Raw genomic sequence first — 17650 nt, 5'->3', positions numbered from 1 at the left:
TGACTTTTGGCACGCTGTTGAGTTCTCAAGGAACGGACACTTCCTTCGGACCGCCTTCCAGCGGGCCCTCCGGGCGCTTCGTTCTTTCGTGTTCCAGCTTACCAGACGTTTTCCGCCCCGTTTACCGGAGGTTTTCGCATCTGAAATCTGGTGTTAACCGCCAAGTCGCGGCGACTCGGCCAACCATAGCGGGTCACCCGCCGGAGTGCGAATCGGGGCGCTCCCGGTGTCACCCGGTCGGCGGCATGATTTGTTGCTCTCGCGAGCATATACAGCAATGGTCCCGATTCGCCAAGATGCCTGTAGAGTGCGGCGCATCGACTAAGAGGACTAGACCACTAAACGGTCGGTGAGCCGCCGGACGACGAGCCGGACTGGGTGTGGGTCTTCGCCCGGGAATGTCAGCAGATGTCCGAAGTTGACATGATTTAGGCTTCAGTCGATCGTCCTGCCGCTGCTCGCGGCCGCTCGCTGTACCGCTCACTTGGGAGGCAGAACCATGACCACTGTGACGTCGCCGCTGACCGGCAAGGTCGTCGGGCTCGCCGGCGTGCCCGACCCGGTGTTCTCCGGCGCGATGGTCGGCCCCGGCACCGCGATCGACCCGGAGCGCCGGCCGACCGAGGCGGTCGCTCCGGTGGACGGCGTCGTCGTCTCCATGCACCCGCACGCGTTCGTCGTGGTGGACGCCGAGGGCCACGGTGTACTGACCCACCTGGGGATCGACACCGTGCAGCTGAACGGCGAGGGCTTCGAGCTGCTGGTCAACAAGGGCGACACGGTGACCCGCGGTCAGGCCGTCATCAAGTGGGACCCTGCCGCCGTCGAGGCCGCGGGCAAGTCGCCCATCTCGCCGATCGTGGCGCTGGAGGCGAACGCCGACTCGCTCGGCGACCTGCGGGAGGACGGCGAGGCCGTCTCCGGCGAGGCCCTGTTCAGCTGGAGCTGACCTCTTACTTTGCACACACCCGCCCCGCAGGAGCTGTCGGGGCGGCCCGGCACACAGCGGTTCCCGGCGGGGCCGCTCCTCTCAGCGGAGACAGGTGACATGAAGAAGACGCTGCGCGGCGTGGGTGTCAGCCACGGGGTCGCGATCGGCCAGGTGCGGCACATGGGGACGGCGGTGCTGGAGCCCCCGGCCACCCAGATCCCGACCGAGGACGCCCCCCGCGAGCAGGCCCGTGCCCAGGCCGCCGTCGAGGCGGTCGCCGCGGATCTGATCGCCCGCGGCAACCTGGCCGGTGGCGAGGCGCAGGCCGTCCTGGAGGCCCAGGCGCTGATGGCTCAGGATCCGGAGCTGATGGCCGACGTGTCCCGCCGGATCGCCGTCGGCAGCAGCGCCGAGCGCGGTGTGTACGACGCCTTCGCCGCCTACCGGGCCCTGCTCGCCTCCGCCGGCGACTACCTGGCCGGGCGGGTCGCCGACCTGGACGACGTCCGCAACCGCATCGTGGCCCGGCTGCTGGGCGTGCCGATGCCGGGTGTGCCGGACAGCGACGAGCCGTACGTGCTGTTCGCGCGGGACCTGGCGCCGGCCGACACCGCGCTGCTCGACCCGACGCTGGTGCTCGGCTTCGTGACCGAGGAGGGCGGGCCGACCAGCCACAGCGCCATCCTGGCGCGGGCGTTGGGCGTGCCGGCCGTGGTCGCGCTGCCCGCTGCGACGGACGTCGCCGAGGGCACCGTCGTCGCCGTGGACGGCAGCTCCGGTGACGTGCTGCTGGACCCCTCCCAGGAGAAGCAGGACGAGCTGCGGGCGGTCGCCGCCCAGCGCAAGGCCGCGCTGGCCGCGTCCTCCGGCCCGGGGCAGACCTCCGACGGGCACCGCGTGCCGCTGCTGGCCAACGTGGGCGGCCCGGCGGACGTGCCGGCCGCGCTGGAGAACGGCGCCGAGGGCGTCGGCCTGTTCCGGACCGAGTTCCTCTTCCTGGACGACTCCGCGAAGGCGCCCACCGAGGAGAAGCAGGTCGAGGCGTACCGCAAGGTGCTGGAGGCGTTCCCGGAGGGCCGGGTCGTGGTCCGGGCGCTGGACGCGGGCGCGGACAAGCCGCTGGACTTCCTCACCCCGGCCGACGAGCCGAACCCGGCGCTGGGCGTGCGCGGTCTGCGCACCCTGCTGGAGCACCCGGAGGTGCTGCGGACGCAGTTGCGGGCGCTGGCCAGGGCCGCCGAGGGCCTGCCGGTGCACCTTGAGGTGATGGCCCCGATGGTGGCCGACCGCAAGGACGCCAAGGACTTCGCCCAGGCGTGTCGCGAGGCGGGGCTGGAGGCCAAGTTCGGCGCGATGGTGGAGATCCCGTCGGCCGCGCTGCGGGCCCGGTCGATCCTCCAGGAGGTCGAGTTCCTCTCGCTGGGGACCAACGACCTCGCGCAGTACACCTTCGCCGCCGACCGTCAGGTGGGCGCGCTGGCCCGGCTGCAGGACCCGTGGCAGCCGGCGCTGCTGGACCTGATCGCCGCGGCCGCCGAGGCAGCGCAGGCCACCGGCAAGAGCTGCGGCGTCTGCGGTGAGGCGGCCGCCGACCCGCTGCTGGCCGTGGTGCTGACCGGTCTGGGCGTCACCAGCCTCTCGATGGGCTCGGCCTCGATCCCCTACGTGCGGTCGACGCTGGCCAAGTACACGCTGGCGCAGTGCCGCCGGGCGGCCGAGGCGGCCCGGGCGACGGACAGCGCCGAGGAGGCGCGGGCCGCCGCGCAGCAGGTGCTGTCGGGCGAGTAGGACAGGCGAACAGCAGGAAGGGGTGCTCCCACCGGGCCGGTGGGAGCACCCCTTCGGCGTGTCCGGTCAGGCGGGGCTCTGCCGGTCGCGGCGAAGCTGCTCGAAGAAGCGCAGGTGGTCGATGTCGTCGACGGAGCCGGGGTTGACGGCCTGCTCCAGCGGGGTGCCGGAGAGGATCCGCTTGACCGGGACCTCGATGCGCTTGCCGGTGAGGGTGTGCGGGAGGCCGCGCACCGCGATGACCTCGTCGGGGACGTGGCGCGGGGAGAGTTCGGTGCGCAGCGAGGTGCGGATGCGGCCGATCAGCCCCTCGTCGAGCTCGGCGCCGGGGGCGAGGACGACGAACAGCGGCATCCAGTAGCCGCCGTCGGGCTCCTCCAGGCCGATGACCAGGGATTCGGCGATCTCGGGGAGGCGCTCGACGACCTCGTAGATGTCCGAGGAGCCCATCCGGACGCCCTGGCGGTTGAGCGTGGAGTCGGAGCGGCCGTGGATGACGACGGTGCCGCGGGAGGTGACGGTGATCCAGTCACCGTGGCGCCAGACGCCGGGATACATGTCGAAGTAGCTGTCGTGGTACCGGGTGCCCTCGGGGTCGTTCCAGAAGCCGGTGGGCATGGACGGGATGGGCTTGGTGACGACGAGTTCGCCGACGGTGTCGGTGTGCGGGTGGCCCTGGACGTCCCAGGACTCGACGGCGGCGCCGAGGCAGGGGGCCTGGATCTCGCCGAGGTGGACGGGCAGGGTGGGAACGCCGCCGACGAAGCAGGAGCAGACGTCGGTGCCGCCGCTGACGGAGGCGAGCCAGACGTCCTCCTTGACCTCCTCGTAGATCCAGCGGAAGCCGTCGGGCGGGAGCGGGGAGCCGGTGGTGCCGATGCAGCGGACGGCGGAGAGGTCGAGGTCGCGGCCGGGGTGCAGCTCGGCCTTGCGGCTGGCGATCACGTAGGCGGCGGAGGTGCCGAGGACGGTGGCGCGGGTGCGGGCGGCGACCGACCAGAGGGCGCCGGTGTCGGGGTGGCCGGGGCTGCCGTCGTAGGTGACGATCGTGGCCCCGACCAGGAGGCCGGCCAGTAGGAAGTTCCACATCATCCAGCCGGTGGAGGTGTACCAGAGGAAGCGGTCCTGGGGGCCGAGGTCGAGGTGGAGGCCGGCCTGCTTGAGGTGTTCGAGCAGGACGCCGCCCTGGCTCTGGACGATGGCCTTGGGCAGGCCGGTGGTGCCGGAGGAGTAGAGCACCCAGAGCGGGTGGTCGAAGGGGACGGCCTCGTAGACCGGCTCGACGTCGTCGGCGACCAGGTCGTCCCAGTGCAGGGCGCCCTCGGGGGCGGGGGCGCCGAGCAGCGGGACGTGGACGACGGTGCGCAGGGTGGGGAGTTCGCGGCGCAGTTCGGCGACGACCTCGGTGCGGTCGTGGTCCTTGCCGCCGTAGTGGTAGCCGTCGACGGCGAAGAGGACGGCGGGTTCGATCTGCTGGAGGCGGTCCAGGACGCTGCGGGCGCCGAAGTCGGGGGCGCAGCTGGTCCAGATCGCGCCGACGGCGGCGGTGGCGAGGAGGGCGACGGCGGCCTGCGGGATGTTGGGCAGGTAGGCGCTGACGCGGTCGCCGGGGCCGATGCCCCGGGCGCGCAGGGCGGCGGCCAACGAGCCGACCTGGCGGCGCAGTTCGGACCAGGTGAGGACGGCCGGCTGCTCGGTGGTCTCGTCGAGGTGCAGGACGGCCGGGCGGTCGGCGTTGGCCGGGTCCTCGGCGGCGCGCAGGGCGTGTTCGGCGTAGTTGAGGCGGGCGCCGGGGAACCAGCGGGCGCCGGGCATGGCGGGGTCGGCGAGGATGGCCTCGGGGGCCTGGGTGAAGCGGACGTCGAACCACTGGGTGATCGCGGTCCAGAAGCGGTCGAGGTCGGCGGTGGACCAGGCGTGCAGGTCGGCGTAGCGCTGGGCGGCCTGCTGGTCGTCGGCGGCCGGGGCGAGCGGGGCGGCCGGGGCGCCGTGGTGTCCGGCGGCCCAGGCCTGGAAGGCCACCAGGCTGGTGGCTGCGGCGCGAGCGGGGTTGGGGCGCCAGAGCGGTTGGTCCTGGGGTGGGGTGCTCACGGTGGTGGTCTCCCGGCCGGTGGTGGGGACGGGAGTGCTTGTGGCAGGCCCGTCCGGTTGGGCTGTCGGTGCAGACCATGCCATGCGAGCGGCCGCCGCGCCAGGGTCCGCCCGGTGGGTGCCGGGCCGGTCAGCGGCCGGAGATCCCGCCGCCGGACTCACCGCTGAACTCGCCGCCGAACCAGGAGCGGGAGACCCGGGTGTGGAAGGGGAAGGCGAGCGGGGTGTCGGGGGCGGCGAGCTGCCAGCCGTCGGTCTCGTCGGTGGGGCGCGAGGGCGGGAGGTCGGCGAGCGGACGGGCCGGGAGCAGGCCGAAGAGGCAGAGGAAGCCTCCCCTGGCGTCGGAGTCGGTGGCGACCAGGGTGATGTCGGCGGCGTCCGCCAGGATGCCGGTCTCCTCGCGCAGTTCGCGCACGCACGCCTGCTGCCAGCTCTCGCCGTAGTCCACGTAGCCGCCGGGGAAGGCGAGTTGGCCGTAGCCGGGCTCGATGGTGCGGCGGATGACGACGAGGGTGGGGTCGGCGTCGGGGCGGGTGACCGGGAGGAGGGTGACCACGACGGGCAGCGGGTTGCGGTAGCTGATCTCGGCGCAGCCGGGGCAGGTGCGGGGCCAGTGGTCGGTGCCGGCCGGGTAGGGCGTGCCGCAGAAGTGGCAGTGGGAGAACGGCTGGTTGACCGCGCGTGTCGGGTCGTCAGTGGTCATGGCCGGATGGTAGCCGGGTGCGCGCGGCTGCCGTCAGCGGAGCTCGCCGTCGCGGGTGGGGCGGAGCAGGGCGGGGTGCAGGAGGCTGGCGTCGCCGGCGTGGTAGGTGCGGGCCCGGGGGCCGCCGCGGGCGCCGCCGCGGGCGGTGGTGGCGCCGGTGCTCTCGACGAAGCCGGGGACGGAGAGGACCTTGCGGTGGAAGTTGCCGGGGTGGAGCTTCTCGTCCCAGACGGCCTCGTAGACGGCGCGCAGGTCGGGGATGGTGAAGTCGTAGGGCAGGAAGGCGGTGGCGAGCGGGCTGTACTCGAGTTTGGCCCGGACGCGGTCGAGGCCGTCGGCGAGGATGCGCGCGTGGTCGAAGGCGAGCGTGCGGGAGGACTGGCCGGTGGGCCCGCCGACACCACCCCCGTGGGTGTCGGCGGGCGCACCGGCGGCTCGGGGTCGGCCGCAGGGCCGTATGCCCAGGTCGGCGACGGGGTGCCAGGTGGCAGCTGCGGCGTCCGTACCGGCCTGCGGGTCGGGCAGGTCGGGGGCGAAGGCGAGGTAGGCGACGGAGACGACGTGCATGCGCGGGTCTCGCTCGGGGGCGCCGTAGGTGCCGAGCTGTTCGAGGTGGACGCGGCAGAGCGCGGCCTCGACCTCGGAGCCGCCGAGCAGGCCGGTCTCCTCGGCCAGTTCGCGGGCGGCGGCCTCGTCCAGGCTCTCCTCCCCGGCGCGCAGGAAGCCACCGGGCAGGGCCCAGCAGCCCTGGTGGGGCGGGGCGCCGCGCTGGACGAGCAGGACGTGCAGGCCGCCGTGGCGCAAGGTCAGGGCGACCACGTCGACGGTGACGGCGATCGGGGCGTAGGCGCGCGGGTCGTAGACGGCGAGCCACTCCTGCTCGCTCGCGGGCGTGGTCGGGGGCGGGGTGGCCGGGTCGTCCGCTTCCATCACCGGCTCCTCTCCGCGCTCGCCGCCGTACGGGGTGCTGTCGTTCTCTGGCTGAGCACAACGTAGCGATTCCGTTCCCCGGCGGCAAATGGTTTTCCGGGTCCGCGGGGATGCCCGGCTTCTAGGCTGTGACCAGGAACGACCGCGCCCGAGGAGGCCCCATGCCCACTGCTCCCCCGCCGGACTTCGCCGCGGCGCTGGCGGCCGGTCCGCTGGTGCTGGACGGCGGGATGTCGAACCAGCTGGCGGCGGCCGGGCACGACCTCCTCGACGAGCTGTGGTCGGCGCGGCTGCTGGCGGACGCGCCGGAGGCGGTGGTGGCGGCGCACCGGGCGTACTTCGCGGCCGGTGCGGACGTCGCCATCACGGCGAGCTACCAGGCGAGCTTCGAGGGCTTCGCCCGGCGCGGAACGGGCCGGGCCCAGGCCGCGCGGCTGCTGGCGCGCAGCGTGGAGCTGGCCCGGGAGGCGGCGCGGGCCGAGCCGGGCGGGCGGCGGCGCTGGGTGGCGGCGTCGGTGGGGCCGTACGGGGCGGTGCTGGCGGACGGTTCGGAGTACCGGGGCCGGTACGGGCTGAGCACCGCGGAACTGGTGGCCTTCCACCGGCCGCGACTGGAGGCGCTGGCGGCGGCCGGGCCGGACGTGCTGGCGCTGGAGACGGTGCCGGACGCGGACGAGGCGCGGGCGCTGCTGGAGCTGGTGCGCGAGCTGGGCGTGCCGGCCTGGCTGTCGTTCAGCGTGGCGGGCGACCGGACCGGGGCGGGCCAGCCGCTGGCGGAGGCGTTCGCGCTGGCGGCCGAGGTGGACGAGGTGCTGGCGGTGGGCGTGAACTGCTGCACCCCGCAGGACGCGGACCGGGCGGTGGCGCTGGCGGCCGAGGTGACCGGCAAGCCGGTGGTGGTGTACCCGAACAGCGGGGAGGAGTGGGACGCCGCGCGCCGGGACTGGCGCGGCGAGCCGACGTTCCGCTCGGCCCGGGTGGGCGGCTGGCTGGCGGGCGGCGCACGGCTGGTGGGCGGCTGCTGCCGGGTGGGGCCGGACGGGATCGCCGCGCTGGCGGCGGAGGTCGCGGTGCGGCGGGGGCGCTCGAACGGCGTCGAGGAGTGAGGGACGTCCGGGGGTGAGCGGCGCGGCGGGTCGGCGGGCGGGCGGAGGTTAACAAACGGCCGAGCGCGGGTTACCGAGGGGGAAGGTGCACGGACCGGCGACGGCCTGGCAGACTCGTCCCGTTACCACCGCGGTCGACAATGTCGACCGCCTGTCAGCGCGGAGGTCCCCATGCCCGGCCCGATCCAGTCGCTCTCCCGGGCCGCCGCGATCTTGCGCCTGCTGGCCGGCGGTGAGCGCCGCCTGGGCCTGTCCGAGGTCGCGACGTCGCTGGACCTCGCCAAGGGCACCGCGCACGGCATCCTGCGCACGCTCCAGCAGGAGGGGTTCGTCGAGCAGGACCCGGAGAGCGGCAAGTACCAGCTGGGCGCCGAACTGCTGCGGCTGGGGCAGAGCTACCTGGACGTGCACGAGCTGCGGGCACGGGCGCTGGTCTGGGCGGACGACCTGGCCCGGGCGGCCGGCGAGACCGTCTACCTGGGGGTGCTGCACCAGCAGGGCGTGCTGGTCGTGCACCACGTCTTCCGGCCGGACGACACCCGGCAGGTGCTGGAGGTCGGCTCGATGCAGCCGCTGCACAGCACCGCTCTGGGCAAGGTGCTGGTGGCCTACGACCCGGTCGCGCGCGGCGAGTTGGGCGACGGGCCGTACGAGTCGTACACCCTGCGGACGCTGACCGAGGCGGCCGACGTGGACGCCGAGTGCGCGCTGATCCGCGAGCGCGGCTGGACGGACTCGATCGAGGAGACCTGGGAGGGCGTGGCCTCGATCGGCGCGCTGATCCAGGACCGGCGGCGCAACCCGGTGGGCGCGGTGTGCATCAGCGGCCCGGTGGAGCGGGTCTGCGAGGACGGCTTCGTTAAGCCGTCGCTGGTGGCCTCGGTGCGCAGCGCGGCACGGGCGATCTCCCGCGATCTGGGCGCCGGGCGCTTCTGAAACCCGAGGCCGCGCCGGCGGCCACATCGTCACGCTGAGGCGCGGACGGGCATCGGCCTGTCCGCGCCTTGGCGTTTTGCCCTGGTTTGGCCCGCTCCGCTGGGTAACTTCGGGGGAAGGGTCACAGCTCCGTAACCCTGCCTTGACGTGAGGGCAACCAGGGGAGGAAGCTTCCGCATAACGGTCGACATTGTCGAACGATGGCCGGGAAGATCACTCCCCCGATGCGCTCACCCGCACAACGATCGGCCGGCCGCCCCCACCCACACCTCCGGGCCATATGGACAAGGGAGTCTTTGTGTCCGCGTTCTCCAACGGCGACGTCTTCGTCGGCGAAACCCTCGGCACCGCCGCCCTGATACTTCTCGGTGGCGGCGTCTGCGCCGCCGTGACCCTCAAGAAGTCGAAGGCCCTCAACGCCGGCTGGCTGGCGATCACCTTCGGCTGGGGCTTCGCGGTCCTGATCGCCGCGTACATCTCGGCTCCGAAGTCCGGCGCCCACCTCAACCCGGCCGTCACCGTCGCGCTCGCCATCAAGAGCGGTGACTGGAGCCAGGTGCCGCTCTACCTCGGCTCCCAGTTCCTCGGCGCGATGATCGGCGCCGTGCTGGTCTGGCTCACCTACCTCGGCCAGTTCCAGGCCAACGAGGAACCCACCCTCGGCATCTTCTCGACCGGGCCCGAGATCCGGAACCCGATCCAGAACGTCGTCACCGAGGTCATCGGCACCTTCATCCTCTGCATGGCGATCCTCACCCTCGGCAAGAACGACGGTCTGGCCGCCGGCGGCCTCAGCACCCTGATCGTGGCCCTCACGGTCGTCGGCATCGGCCTCTCGCTGGGCGGCCCCACCGGCTACGCGATCAACCCGGTCCGCGACCTCGGCCCGCGCATCGTGCACTCGCTGCTGCCCATCCCGAACAAGGGCGGCTCCGACTGGTCGTACGCCTGGGTGCCGGTCGTCGGCCCGCTGATCGGCGGCGCACTGGCCGGCGGTCTGTACAACGCGATGTTCTGACGGGCCGGGTTCGAACCCGCCGAGCACGGGGACCGACCACTGTGTCGGGCCCACCCACCCCGTAACCCCCGAATCCTGAGCCGAGGACCCTCTGATGACCTCCACTGGCAACTACATCGCCGCGATCGACCAGGGCACCACCTCCAGCCGTTGCATCATCTTCGGCGCCGACGGCCGGATCGTCGCCGTCGACCAGCAGGAGCACCGGCAGATCTTCCCGCAGCCCGGCTACGTCGAGCACGACGCCGCCGAGATCTGGACCCGGGTGCAGTCGGTCGTCCGCGGCGCGCTGGAGAAGGCCGGCCTGACCAAGGACGACATCCGCGCGATCGGCATCACCAACCAGCGCGAGACCACCGTCCTGTGGGACAAGAACACCGGCGAGCCGGTCCACAACGCGCTGGTGTGGCAGGACACCCGCACCGAGGGCCTCTGCCGCGAGCTCGGCCGCAACGTCGGCCAGGACCGCTTCCGCCGCGAGACCGGCCTCCCGCTCGCCAGCTACTTTGCCGGCCCGAAGATCCGCTGGCTGCTGGACAACGTCGAGGGCCTGCGCGAGCGCGCCGAGGCCGGCGACATCCTGTTCGGCACCATGGACACCTGGGTGATCTGGAACCTCACCGGCGGTGTCAACGGCGGCAAGCACGTCACCGACGTCACCAACGCCAGCCGCACCATGCTGATGAACCTGCACACCCTGCAGTGGGACGAGAAGATCGCCGAATCGATCGGCGTGCCGATGGCCGTCCTGCCGGAGATCCGCTCCTCCGCCGAGGTCTACGGCGAGGCCGTCGGCGACCTGGCCGGCGTCCCGGTCGCCTCCGCGCTCGGCGACCAGCAGGCCGCGCTGTTCGGCCAGACCTGCTTCGACGAGGGCGAGGCCAAGTCCACCTACGGCACCGGCACCTTCCTGCTGCTCAACACCGGCGAGAAGATCGTCAACTCGTACCACGGCCTGCTGACCACCGTCGGCTACCGGATCGGCGACCAGGCCCCGGTCTACGCCCTGGAAGGCTCGATCGCCGTCACCGGCTCGCTCGTCCAGTGGCTGCGCGACCAGCTCGGCATCATCTCCACCGCCGCCGAGATCGAGACCCTCGCCAACACCGTCGAGGACAACGGCGGCGCCTACTTCGTCCCGGCCTTCTCCGGCCTGTTCGCCCCGTACTGGCGTTCCGACGCCCGCGGCGTGATCGCCGGCCTGACCCGGTACGTCACCAAGGGCCACCTGGCCCGGGCCGTCCTGGAGGCCACCGCCTGGCAGACCCGCGAGGTCGTCGACGCCATGCAGAAGGACTCCGGCGTCGAACTCACCGCCCTCAAGGTCGACGGCGGCATGACCAGCAACAACCTGCTCATGCAGAACATCGCCGACGTCCTGGACGCCCCGGTCGAGCGCCCGTATGTGGCCGAGACCACCGCCCTCGGCGCCGCCTACGCGGCCGGACTCGCCGTCGGCTTCTGGAACGACCTCGACACCCTGCGGGCCAACTGGCACCGCGCCGCCGAATGGACCCCGCGCATGGACGAGGCCACCCGGGAGCGCGAGTACAAGAAGTGGCTCAAGGCCGTGGAGCGCACCATGGGGTGGGTGGAGGAAGAAGAGACCGACTGACCGACAAGCCGGTCGGGGCCCCGAGCCCCGACCGGCCGCCCGCCGTTCCGGCAGCGGGTGTCACCGCGTTTCACCGGCCCGCCGCACCGGGCCGACCGGCCTCTCAGCAGAGGCCGCACCGCACACGAGAGGAGTAACGGCGCCGCCTGACCCGCGCGCCGTACACAACCACCATGGCAACCATCCCGACCCTGGGCGCCGAGCGCACCGCCGGCCACACCGCCTCCCGCGCCGAGACCCGTGAGCTGCTCGGCAAGGCCACCTACGACCTGCTGGTGATCGGGGGCGGCATCCTCGGCACGGCCGTCGCCTGGACCGCCTCCCAGGCCGGACTCAAGGTCGCCATGGTCGACGGCGGCGACTTCGCCGGCGCCACCTCCAGCGCTTCCTCCAAGCTCGTCCACGGCGGTCTGCGCTACCTGCAGACCGGCGCGGTCAAGCTCGTCGCCGAGAACCACAAGGAGCGCCGCGCGCTCGCCACCGACGTCGCGCCGCACCTGGTCAACCCGCTGACCTTCTTCGTGCCGGTCTACAAGGGCGGCCCGCACAGCGCGCCCAAGCTCGGCGCCGGCGTCTTCCTGTACTCCGCGCTGTCCGCCTTCCGTGACGGCATGGGCCGGGTCTCCACCGCCGCGCACGCCGCCCAGCAGGTGCCCGCGCTGCGCACCGAGGGACTGCGCTCGGTGGCCGTCTACGGCGACCACCAGATGAACGACTCGCGCGTCGCCGTGATGACCGTGCGCGCCGCCGTCGACGCCGGCGCCGTGGTGCTCAACCACGCCGAGGTCACCGGCCTGCGCTTCACCGCCGGCCGGGTCACCGGCGCCGAGCTGCGCGACCGCCTGGACGGCACCGAGTTCGGCATCGACGCCCGCCTGGTGCTCAACGCCACCGGCCCGTGGGTGGACCACCTGCGCAAGATGGAGGACGCCGGCGCCGCGCCGTCGATCCGCCTCTCCAAGGGCGCGCACGTCGTCGTCAAGCGCCGCTCGCCGTGGCGCGCCGCGCTGACCATCCCGATCGACAAGTACCGCGTCTCCTTCGCCATCCCGTGGGAGGACCACGTCCTGCTCGGCACCACCGACGAGGAGTACACCGGCGACCCGAAGGACGTCCGGGCCACCGAGGCGGACATCGACCAGATCATGGGCGAGGCCGCGCACGCCATCCGTGACGAGCACCTCGACCGCGACCTGATCACCTACTCCTTCGCCGGCCTGCGGGTGCTGCCCGGCGGCCCGGGCGACACCGCCGCCGCCAAGCGCGAGACGGTCGTCACCGAGGGCAAGGGCGGCATGCTGTCGGTCGCCGGCGGCAAGTGGACCACCTACCGCCACATCGGCCGCACCGTGCTGGAGAAGCTGGCGCACGTGCCCGGCACCAGCCTCGGCGAGGACATGTCCCCGATCGCGGCGACCGTGCCGCTGCCGGGCGTCGGCGCGCCGAACGCCGTCGCGCACCGGCTGCTGATCGACCGCGACCCGGGCTCCCGGATGGAGCCGCTGGTGGCCAAGCACCTGGCCAGCCACTACGGCACGCTGTCCTTCGAGATCGCCCGCATGATCGACGAGAACCCGGAGCTGGGCCGGCCGATCCACGAGGACGGCCCGGACGTCTGGGCGCAGGTCGCCTACGCGGCCGACAGCGAGTGGGCGTACACGGCGGACGACGTGCTGCGGCGCCGCACCACGATGACCGTGCGCGGGCTGGACACGCCGGAGATCCGGGACGAGGTCGAGGCCTTCCTCGCGAAGCGCGGAACCAAGTAAGCACAGCCTCGCGAAGCGCGGAACCAAGTAAGCACAGCCTCGCGAAGCGCGGAACCAGTAGGCACAGCCAGCTAGGCAGAGCCTCGCGAAGGGCGGGCACCCGGGTTCTCCGGGTGCCCGCCCTTCGTGCGCCCGGCTCGCGGGCGGGGTACGAAGGGGCTCCCGGCCGGCCGCTCAGATCGGCGTGCCCGCCTTGATGACGTGGCGGAGGCGGCGGTCGGGGCGGGTGAGGACGGTGAGGTCGGCGAGCGGGTCGCCGTCGACGAGGAGGAGGTCGGCGTGGGCACCCGGGGCGAGGGTGCCGATCCGGCCCTCCAGGCCGAGCGGGCGGCGGTCGTGGTGGCCGAGCGGAGCACGTCGGCGGCGGGCTGGACCCGGCCGCCGTCCTGGAACGGGCGCTGCCCGAGCTGGTACCGCCGCCCGGCAGACCGCCGAGGTGGTCCTGGCCGCGCGCGGGGGCTGCTGGCCCGGACGGCGGCGGGCGGCGCGGCCGCGGAGGACCTGCTGGACGCGACGGCGGCCGTGCTGTCGGGGCTGCTGGGCTGAGTCCCGGTCGTCGGACACGCCCGAGGGGCGGTACCCGTACGGGTACCGCCCCTCGGCGGATGTCGGCGGCGGCGGGCGCCGTCCGGCCTAGATGATCAGGCTGAGCGGCATGATCAGGGCGATGGCGACGACCGAGATCACCGTCTCCATCACCGACCAGGACTTCAGCGTCTGCCCGACGCTCATCCCGAAGTACTCCTTCACCAGCCAGAAGCCGGCGTCGTTGACGTGCGACAGGAAGAGCGAGCCGGCGCCGATCGCCAGGACCAGCAGGGCCGCGTGGGTGGAGGACATGTCGGCGGCGAGCGGGGCGACGATCCCGGCGGCGGTGATGGTGGCGACCGTCGCCGAGCCGGTGGCCAGGCGGATCAGCACCGCGATCAGCCAGCCGAGCAGCAGCGCCGAGATGTGCCACTTGCCGGACCACTCGCTCACCGCGTTGCCGACGCCCACGTCGATCAGGGTCTGCTTGAAGCCGCCGCCGGCGCCGACGATGAACACGATGCCGGCGATCGGGCCGAGCGACTTGCCGACGGTGTCGGAGATCCGGGCCTTGTCGAAGCCGGCCGCCTTGCCGAGGGTCAGCATGCCGAGCAGGGTCGCGGCGAGCAGCGCGATCAGCGGCGAACCGATGAAGTCGAAGACCCGCTGGGCCATCGCCTTCGGGTTGTCGACCACCACGTCGGTCAGGGCCTTGCCGAGCATCAGCACGACCGGCAGCAGGATCGTCGCCAGCACCGCGCCGAAGGACGGCGTGTGCTCGGGCCTGGTGGTCTCCTCGGGGGCGGTGGCCTTCGGGATCTCCAGCGGGCCGACCCAGCGCTCGGCCAGCCGGGAGAACAGCGGGCCGGCCACGATCAGGGTGGGCACCGCGATCAGCAGGCCGAGCGCCAGGGTGATGCCGAGGTCCGCCTTCAGGGCGTCGACGGCGACCAGCGGGCCCGGGTGCGGGGGCACCAGGCCGTGCAGCACGGACAGGCCGGCCAGCGCGGGGATGCCGATCCGCATCAGCGGCACGTTGCCGCGGCGGGCGACCAGCAGCACGATCGGGATCAGCAGGACGACGCCGACCTCGAAGAACAGCGGCAGGCCGAGGACGGCGGCGATCAGCGCCATCGCCCAGGGCAGCGCCTTGTTGCCCGACCGGGCCAGCACGGTGTCCGCGATGATGTTGGCGCCGCCGGAGTCGGCGAGCAGCTTGCCGAGCATCGCGCCCAGCCCGATCAGCAGGCCGACGCCGGCCACGGTGGAACCGAAGCCCGTGGAGAAGCTGTTGAGCAGCTTGTCGAACGGGGCGCCCGCGACGGCGGCCAGTAGGCCGGAGCCGAGCGTGAGGGCGAGGAAGGGGTGCAGCTTCAGCTTGGTGATCAGTAGGACGATCACACCGATGCTGAGCAGGACCGCGATCAGCAGCTGGGAGTCGCTGCTGGTGTGCGGCAGGGCCGGTGGGGCGGCCGCGAGCAGAGTGGGGGCAATACTCACGCGAGGTCTCCATTGACCGGCCGCAGCAGCGCCACGGCCATCTCGACGAGTTCTTCGGGGGACGGACCGACGTCCAGGACGGCGCCGCGCTCGTGCGCGCCCAGGGGTTCCAGGGCGGCGTACTGCGAGTCGAGCAGCGACGGCGGCATGAAGTGGCCGGTGCGGTGGGCGAGCCGGTCCTCGACCAGCTCGTGACCGCCGCTGAGGTGCAGGAAGTAGGCGCCCGGGCAGGCCGCGCGCAGGGTGTCGCGGTAGCGGTGCTTCAGCGCCGAGCAGGTGACCACGCCGCCGGTACCGTCCTCGGCCCGCTCCTTGAGCCAGGCGCCGAGGGCGCGCAGCCAGGGGGCGCGGTCCTCGTCGTCCAGCGGGATGCCGGCCGACATCTTGGCGATGTTGGCCGCCGGGTGGAAGTCGTCCGCCTCCGCGTAGGGGAGGTCGAGGCGTTCGGCCAGCAGGCGGGCCAGGGTGGTCTTGCCGACACCGGAGACGCCCATCACCACGATGGTGAGAGGGGTGTCCGGGAGGTCGTGGTTCTCGACGCTGAGAGCCATGGGTGGTGCTCCTTCGTTGCCTGGCCGCCACTATCGCCTCAAAGATATGACGTATTCAAGTGGCGGAAACCAAATCGTCATACTTTTGGGCTGTGGGGTAGATCGCAGGACGCAGGACCCGGTACGCGCCGGTGGTGGCGGCGGGGTGGGCGTCTACGCTGGGCGGATGGAGATCCAGGGGCTGCCCGGTCGGCTGCTTGACGAGCTCGGGCCGGCGATCGCGTCGGGGGAGATTCCCGAGGGCGCGGTGCTGCGCGGCGAGGAGCTGGAGGAGCGGTTCGGGGTGTCCCGGACGGTCGTCCGGGAAGCGGTGCGGATCCTGGAGGGGATGCGCCTGGTGGCGTCCCGGCGGCGGGTCGGGATCACCGTGCAGCCCAGGTCGCTCTGGGACGTCTTCGACCCGCTGGTGATCCGCTGGCGGCTGGCCGGCGCGGACCGCTCGGCCCAGCTGCGCTCGCTCGGCTCGCTGCGGGTGGCCGTCGAGCCGGCCGCGGCCGCGCTCGCCGCGGTGCACGCGAGCGACGACGACCGGCGCCAACTCGGCTCACTGGCCGTGGAGTTGACCGTCTCGGCGCGGGCCGCCGACCTCACCACCTTCCTCCGGCACGACATCGACTTCCACGCCACCGTGCTGCGCGCCTCCGGCAACGAGATGTTCGCCCACCTCGGCGACACCGTGGGGGCGGTGCTCACCGGGCGGACCGAGTACCATCTGATGCCCCATCAGCCGGAGCCGTACGCGATCCGGCTGCACCGCGAAGTCGCCGACGCGATCTGCGCGGGGGACGCCGTCCAGGCCGAGCAGGCCATGCGGACGATCGTGGCGGGCGCCCTGGAGGAGCTCAACCAGCAGTTGGGCTGACTTCCCCCGGCAGCGGGCCGCCCGCTGCCGGCTGCCCGGATCACGCGCTTTGACGGCAGTTCGGTGGATTCGGACGCATAGTCCTGGTTCGACGGGGCAGAGTGAGGCGAGGGGGCGCTTTTCGCGTGCGCCCGTCCCGTGTCCGCCGCCGAGTCCGCGCCTGGGGGTCGATCGATGTCCGTGCCACGCCGCCGTCGCCGCCTGCCCGACGAGGTGCGCGCCGCCGCCGTCCGGGCGGTGCTCTGCCTGTCCTTCACGCTGGTCGGCGTGGTCGTCGCCACGCTCGCCTCGTACGCGGACAGTTGGCTGATGACTCCGGCGCTGATGGCGATGGGGCTCGGGGTGTTCGGCACGATGTGGTGCCTGCTGGAGATCCTGATCTCGCGCCAGGTCGCCGCCCAGCGGCAGCGCGCGCCCGGCTCCGCGCACCCGATGGCGGGCAGCCGGGCGCCCGACCCGCTGGCCGCCCGGCCGCTCCCCCGCCCCGGCGGGCCGCAGCGTCAGCCGCGGCTGCCGGCCGCGTAGGACACCCGCGGCCGGCGCCGCGGGTCAGTCCTCCGGGACGGCCCGGTAGTGGGTGGTGAGCCGGCCCGTGTCGTCCAGGACGTGGAAGGCGAGCATCGGCGGCTGGGTGAAGGAGATGCCGGGCCCGCCCTCGCAGGGCAGCGTGACGGTGGAGACCACACCCGGGGCGACCAGCAGGGGCAGTCCGGCGAAGGTGGTGGCGGCGCCGGTGTGGGAGTGGCCGCAGAGCAGGCCGGCCACCCGCGGGTGCCGGGCCAGCACCGCGCCGAGCGCCTCCTCGCCGAACTGGCGGATCGGGTCGACGTTCGGCAGGTGCAGGACGGCCGGCGGGTGGTGGAAGGCCACCAGCGCGGGCAGGTCGGCGCGGCCGGCCGCCAGTTCGGCGTCCAGCCAGGCCAGCGTCTCCTCGTCCAGCAGGCCGTCGTCGCGGCCCGGGATCGAGGAGTCCAGCATCAGCACGTCGGCGCCGGGCAGTTGGTGCAGCCGGTTGACCGGGCCGTCCGCGGGGGCCTCGCCGAGCAGCACCTCCCGGTAGGGCGCCCGGCGGTCGTGGTTGCCGGGGCAAGTGAGCACCGGGTACCGGGAGTCCAGCACCTTGGCCACCTGCTCGTACTCGGCGGCCAGGCCGTGGTCGGCGAGGTCCCCGGTGACGAGCACGGCGTCCAGCGGGCCGGGCAGGGCGTCGAGGTACGCCATCACCTGCCCGGCCCGCCGCAGGGCGCGCCTGCCGCCGTCCCGGCGGTGCTCCTGCCCGAGGTGGATGTCACTGAAGTGCGCGATCGTCAGCATGGACGCCA

Annotated in this window: 16 protein-coding genes; 10 read left to right on the top strand and 6 right to left on the bottom strand. The window is 73.0% G+C overall.

All coding sequences use genetic code 11. From position 1 onward, the window contains the following. Positions 1-499 precede the first annotated feature (499 nt). Positions 500-949: a PTS sugar transporter subunit IIA gene (locus tag AC07BF_RS25660; protein ID WP_363586840.1), complete on the top strand. Its 450-nt coding sequence runs from the start codon at positions 500-502 to the stop codon at positions 947-949. Between the two features lie 99 nt (positions 950-1048). After that, the gene (gene ptsP / locus AC07BF_RS25655) at positions 1049-2719 is read left to right on the top strand and encodes a phosphoenolpyruvate--protein phosphotransferase (RefSeq protein ID WP_363586841.1); all 1671 of its coding nucleotides are present in this window, start codon (positions 1049-1051) and stop codon (positions 2717-2719) included. Positions 2720-2785: 66 nt separating this feature from the next. Here the strand turns inward: ptsP and AC07BF_RS25650 are convergent, their stop codons facing one another. From AC07BF_RS25650 to AC07BF_RS25640, 3 genes are read right to left on the bottom strand one after another with little or no spacing between them, the layout of a single operon-like run. Continuing rightward, positions 2786-4894 (bottom strand): acetoacetate--CoA ligase, encoded by a 2109-nt coding sequence (locus AC07BF_RS25650; protein ID WP_478333965.1) that lies wholly within the window; start codon positions 4892-4894, stop codon positions 2786-2788. 46 nt (positions 4895-4940) lie between these two features. Continuing rightward, positions 4941-5513, bottom strand: coding sequence for an NUDIX domain-containing protein (locus AC07BF_RS25645; protein ID WP_363586843.1), 573 nt, complete (start codon positions 5511-5513; stop codon positions 4941-4943). 33 nt (positions 5514-5546) lie between these two features. Further along, positions 5547-6443 (bottom strand): NUDIX hydrolase, encoded by an 897-nt coding sequence (locus AC07BF_RS25640; protein WP_478333964.1) that lies wholly within the window; start codon positions 6441-6443, stop codon positions 5547-5549. 161 nt (positions 6444-6604) lie between these two features. On the opposite strand from AC07BF_RS25640, the gene mmuM reads away from it, so the two are divergent. The 6 genes from mmuM to AC07BF_RS25610 all read left to right on the top strand — a co-directional run bounded on the left by mmuM (position 6605) and on the right by AC07BF_RS25610 (position 13433). Next, positions 6605-7549, top strand: coding sequence for a homocysteine S-methyltransferase (gene mmuM, locus AC07BF_RS25635; protein ID WP_363586845.1), 945 nt, complete (start codon positions 6605-6607; stop codon positions 7547-7549). 171 nt (positions 7550-7720) lie between these two features. Beyond that, positions 7721-8485, top strand: coding sequence for an IclR family transcriptional regulator (locus tag AC07BF_RS25630; RefSeq protein WP_363586846.1), 765 nt, complete (start codon positions 7721-7723; stop codon positions 8483-8485). A gap of 280 nt (positions 8486-8765) precedes the next feature. Beyond that, on the top strand, positions 8766-9503 hold the full coding sequence (locus AC07BF_RS25625; protein ID WP_400335378.1) for an MIP/aquaporin family protein: 738 nt from the start codon (positions 8766-8768) through the stop codon (positions 9501-9503). A 94-nt stretch (positions 9504-9597) separates the two neighbouring features. Continuing rightward, on the top strand, positions 9598-11118 hold the full coding sequence (glpK, locus tag AC07BF_RS25620; protein ID WP_363586848.1) for a glycerol kinase GlpK: 1521 nt from the start codon (positions 9598-9600) through the stop codon (positions 11116-11118). A gap of 173 nt (positions 11119-11291) precedes the next feature. Continuing rightward, positions 11292-12887, top strand: a complete 1596-nt coding sequence (locus AC07BF_RS25615; RefSeq protein WP_363586849.1) for a glycerol-3-phosphate dehydrogenase/oxidase — start codon at positions 11292-11294, stop codon at positions 12885-12887. A gap of 201 nt (positions 12888-13088) precedes the next feature. Beyond that, positions 13089-13433, top strand: coding sequence for a hypothetical protein (locus tag AC07BF_RS25610; protein ID WP_478333963.1), 345 nt, complete (start codon positions 13089-13091; stop codon positions 13431-13433). Positions 13434-13520: 87 nt separating this feature from the next. On the opposite strand, the gene AC07BF_RS25605 is transcribed toward AC07BF_RS25610, so the two are convergent. Together AC07BF_RS25605 and AC07BF_RS25600 are read right to left on the bottom strand one after the other, a co-directional pair. Next, the gene (locus AC07BF_RS25605; RefSeq protein ID WP_363586884.1) at positions 13521-14909 is read right to left on the bottom strand and encodes a GntT/GntP/DsdX family permease; all 1389 of its coding nucleotides are present in this window, start codon (positions 14907-14909) and stop codon (positions 13521-13523) included. 2 nt (positions 14910-14911) lie between these two features. Next, positions 14912-15466 carry a gluconokinase gene (locus AC07BF_RS25600; RefSeq protein ID WP_350884259.1) on the bottom strand — a complete coding sequence of 185 codons (555 nt, stop codon included), beginning with the start codon at positions 15464-15466 and terminating at the stop codon, positions 14912-14914. Positions 15467-15632: 166 nt separating this feature from the next. Between AC07BF_RS25600 and AC07BF_RS25595 the strand changes: the two genes are divergently transcribed. Together AC07BF_RS25595 and AC07BF_RS25590 are read left to right on the top strand one after the other, a co-directional pair. Continuing rightward, positions 15633-16328 carry a FadR/GntR family transcriptional regulator gene (locus tag AC07BF_RS25595; RefSeq protein WP_063350185.1) on the top strand — a complete coding sequence of 232 codons (696 nt, stop codon included), beginning with the start codon at positions 15633-15635 and terminating at the stop codon, positions 16326-16328. Positions 16329-16502: 174 nt separating this feature from the next. Continuing rightward, positions 16503-16853 carry a hypothetical protein gene (locus AC07BF_RS25590; RefSeq protein ID WP_350884255.1) on the top strand — a complete coding sequence of 117 codons (351 nt, stop codon included), beginning with the start codon at positions 16503-16505 and terminating at the stop codon, positions 16851-16853. A 24-nt stretch (positions 16854-16877) separates the two neighbouring features. Here AC07BF_RS25590 and AC07BF_RS25585 read toward each other — a convergent pair whose 3' ends face one another. Beyond that, entirely contained in the window at positions 16878-17642 is a 765-nt protein-coding gene (locus tag AC07BF_RS25585) for a metallophosphoesterase (RefSeq protein ID WP_363586851.1), read from the bottom strand. Positions 17643-17650 lie beyond the last annotated feature (8 nt).

The organism is Kitasatospora sp. NPDC043950 (assembly GCF_056435345.1).
Note: the sequence above shows the minus strand (reverse complement) of the source record. Positions and strands in the feature narration are given on the sequence as shown.

Bases quoted from the DNA above. Each gene is read 5' to 3' on its own strand.
- ptsP (WP_363586841.1), top strand. From the start codon at position 1,049: ATGAAGAAGACGCTGCGCGGCGTGGGTGTCAGCCACGGGGTCGCGATC.
- AC07BF_RS25650 (WP_478333965.1), bottom strand. From the start codon at position 4,894: ATGGCATGGTCTGCACCGACAGCCCAACCGGACGGGCCTGCCACAAGC.
- AC07BF_RS25630 (WP_363586846.1), top strand. From the start codon at position 7,721: ATGCCCGGCCCGATCCAGTCGCTCTCCCGGGCCGCCGCGATCTTGCGC.
- AC07BF_RS25640 (WP_478333964.1), bottom strand. From the start codon at position 6,443: ATGGAAGCGGACGACCCGGCCACCCCGCCCCCGACCACGCCCGCGAGC.
- AC07BF_RS25590 (WP_350884255.1), top strand. From the start codon at position 16,503: ATGTCCGTGCCACGCCGCCGTCGCCGCCTGCCCGACGAGGTGCGCGCC.
- AC07BF_RS25595 (WP_063350185.1), top strand. From the start codon at position 15,633: ATGGAGATCCAGGGGCTGCCCGGTCGGCTGCTTGACGAGCTCGGGCCG.
- AC07BF_RS25615 (WP_363586849.1), top strand. From the start codon at position 11,292: ATGGCAACCATCCCGACCCTGGGCGCCGAGCGCACCGCCGGCCACACC.
- AC07BF_RS25585 (WP_363586851.1), bottom strand. From the start codon at position 17,642: ATGCTGACGATCGCGCACTTCAGTGACATCCACCTCGGGCAGGAGCAC.
- AC07BF_RS25660 (WP_363586840.1), top strand. From the start codon at position 500: ATGACCACTGTGACGTCGCCGCTGACCGGCAAGGTCGTCGGGCTCGCC.
- glpK (WP_363586848.1), top strand. From the start codon at position 9,598: ATGACCTCCACTGGCAACTACATCGCCGCGATCGACCAGGGCACCACC.
- AC07BF_RS25625 (WP_400335378.1), top strand. From the start codon at position 8,766: ATGGACAAGGGAGTCTTTGTGTCCGCGTTCTCCAACGGCGACGTCTTC.
- AC07BF_RS25600 (WP_350884259.1), bottom strand. From the start codon at position 15,466: ATGGCTCTCAGCGTCGAGAACCACGACCTCCCGGACACCCCTCTCACC.
- mmuM (WP_363586845.1), top strand. From the start codon at position 6,605: ATGCCCACTGCTCCCCCGCCGGACTTCGCCGCGGCGCTGGCGGCCGGT.
- AC07BF_RS25645 (WP_363586843.1), bottom strand. From the start codon at position 5,513: ATGACCACTGACGACCCGACACGCGCGGTCAACCAGCCGTTCTCCCAC.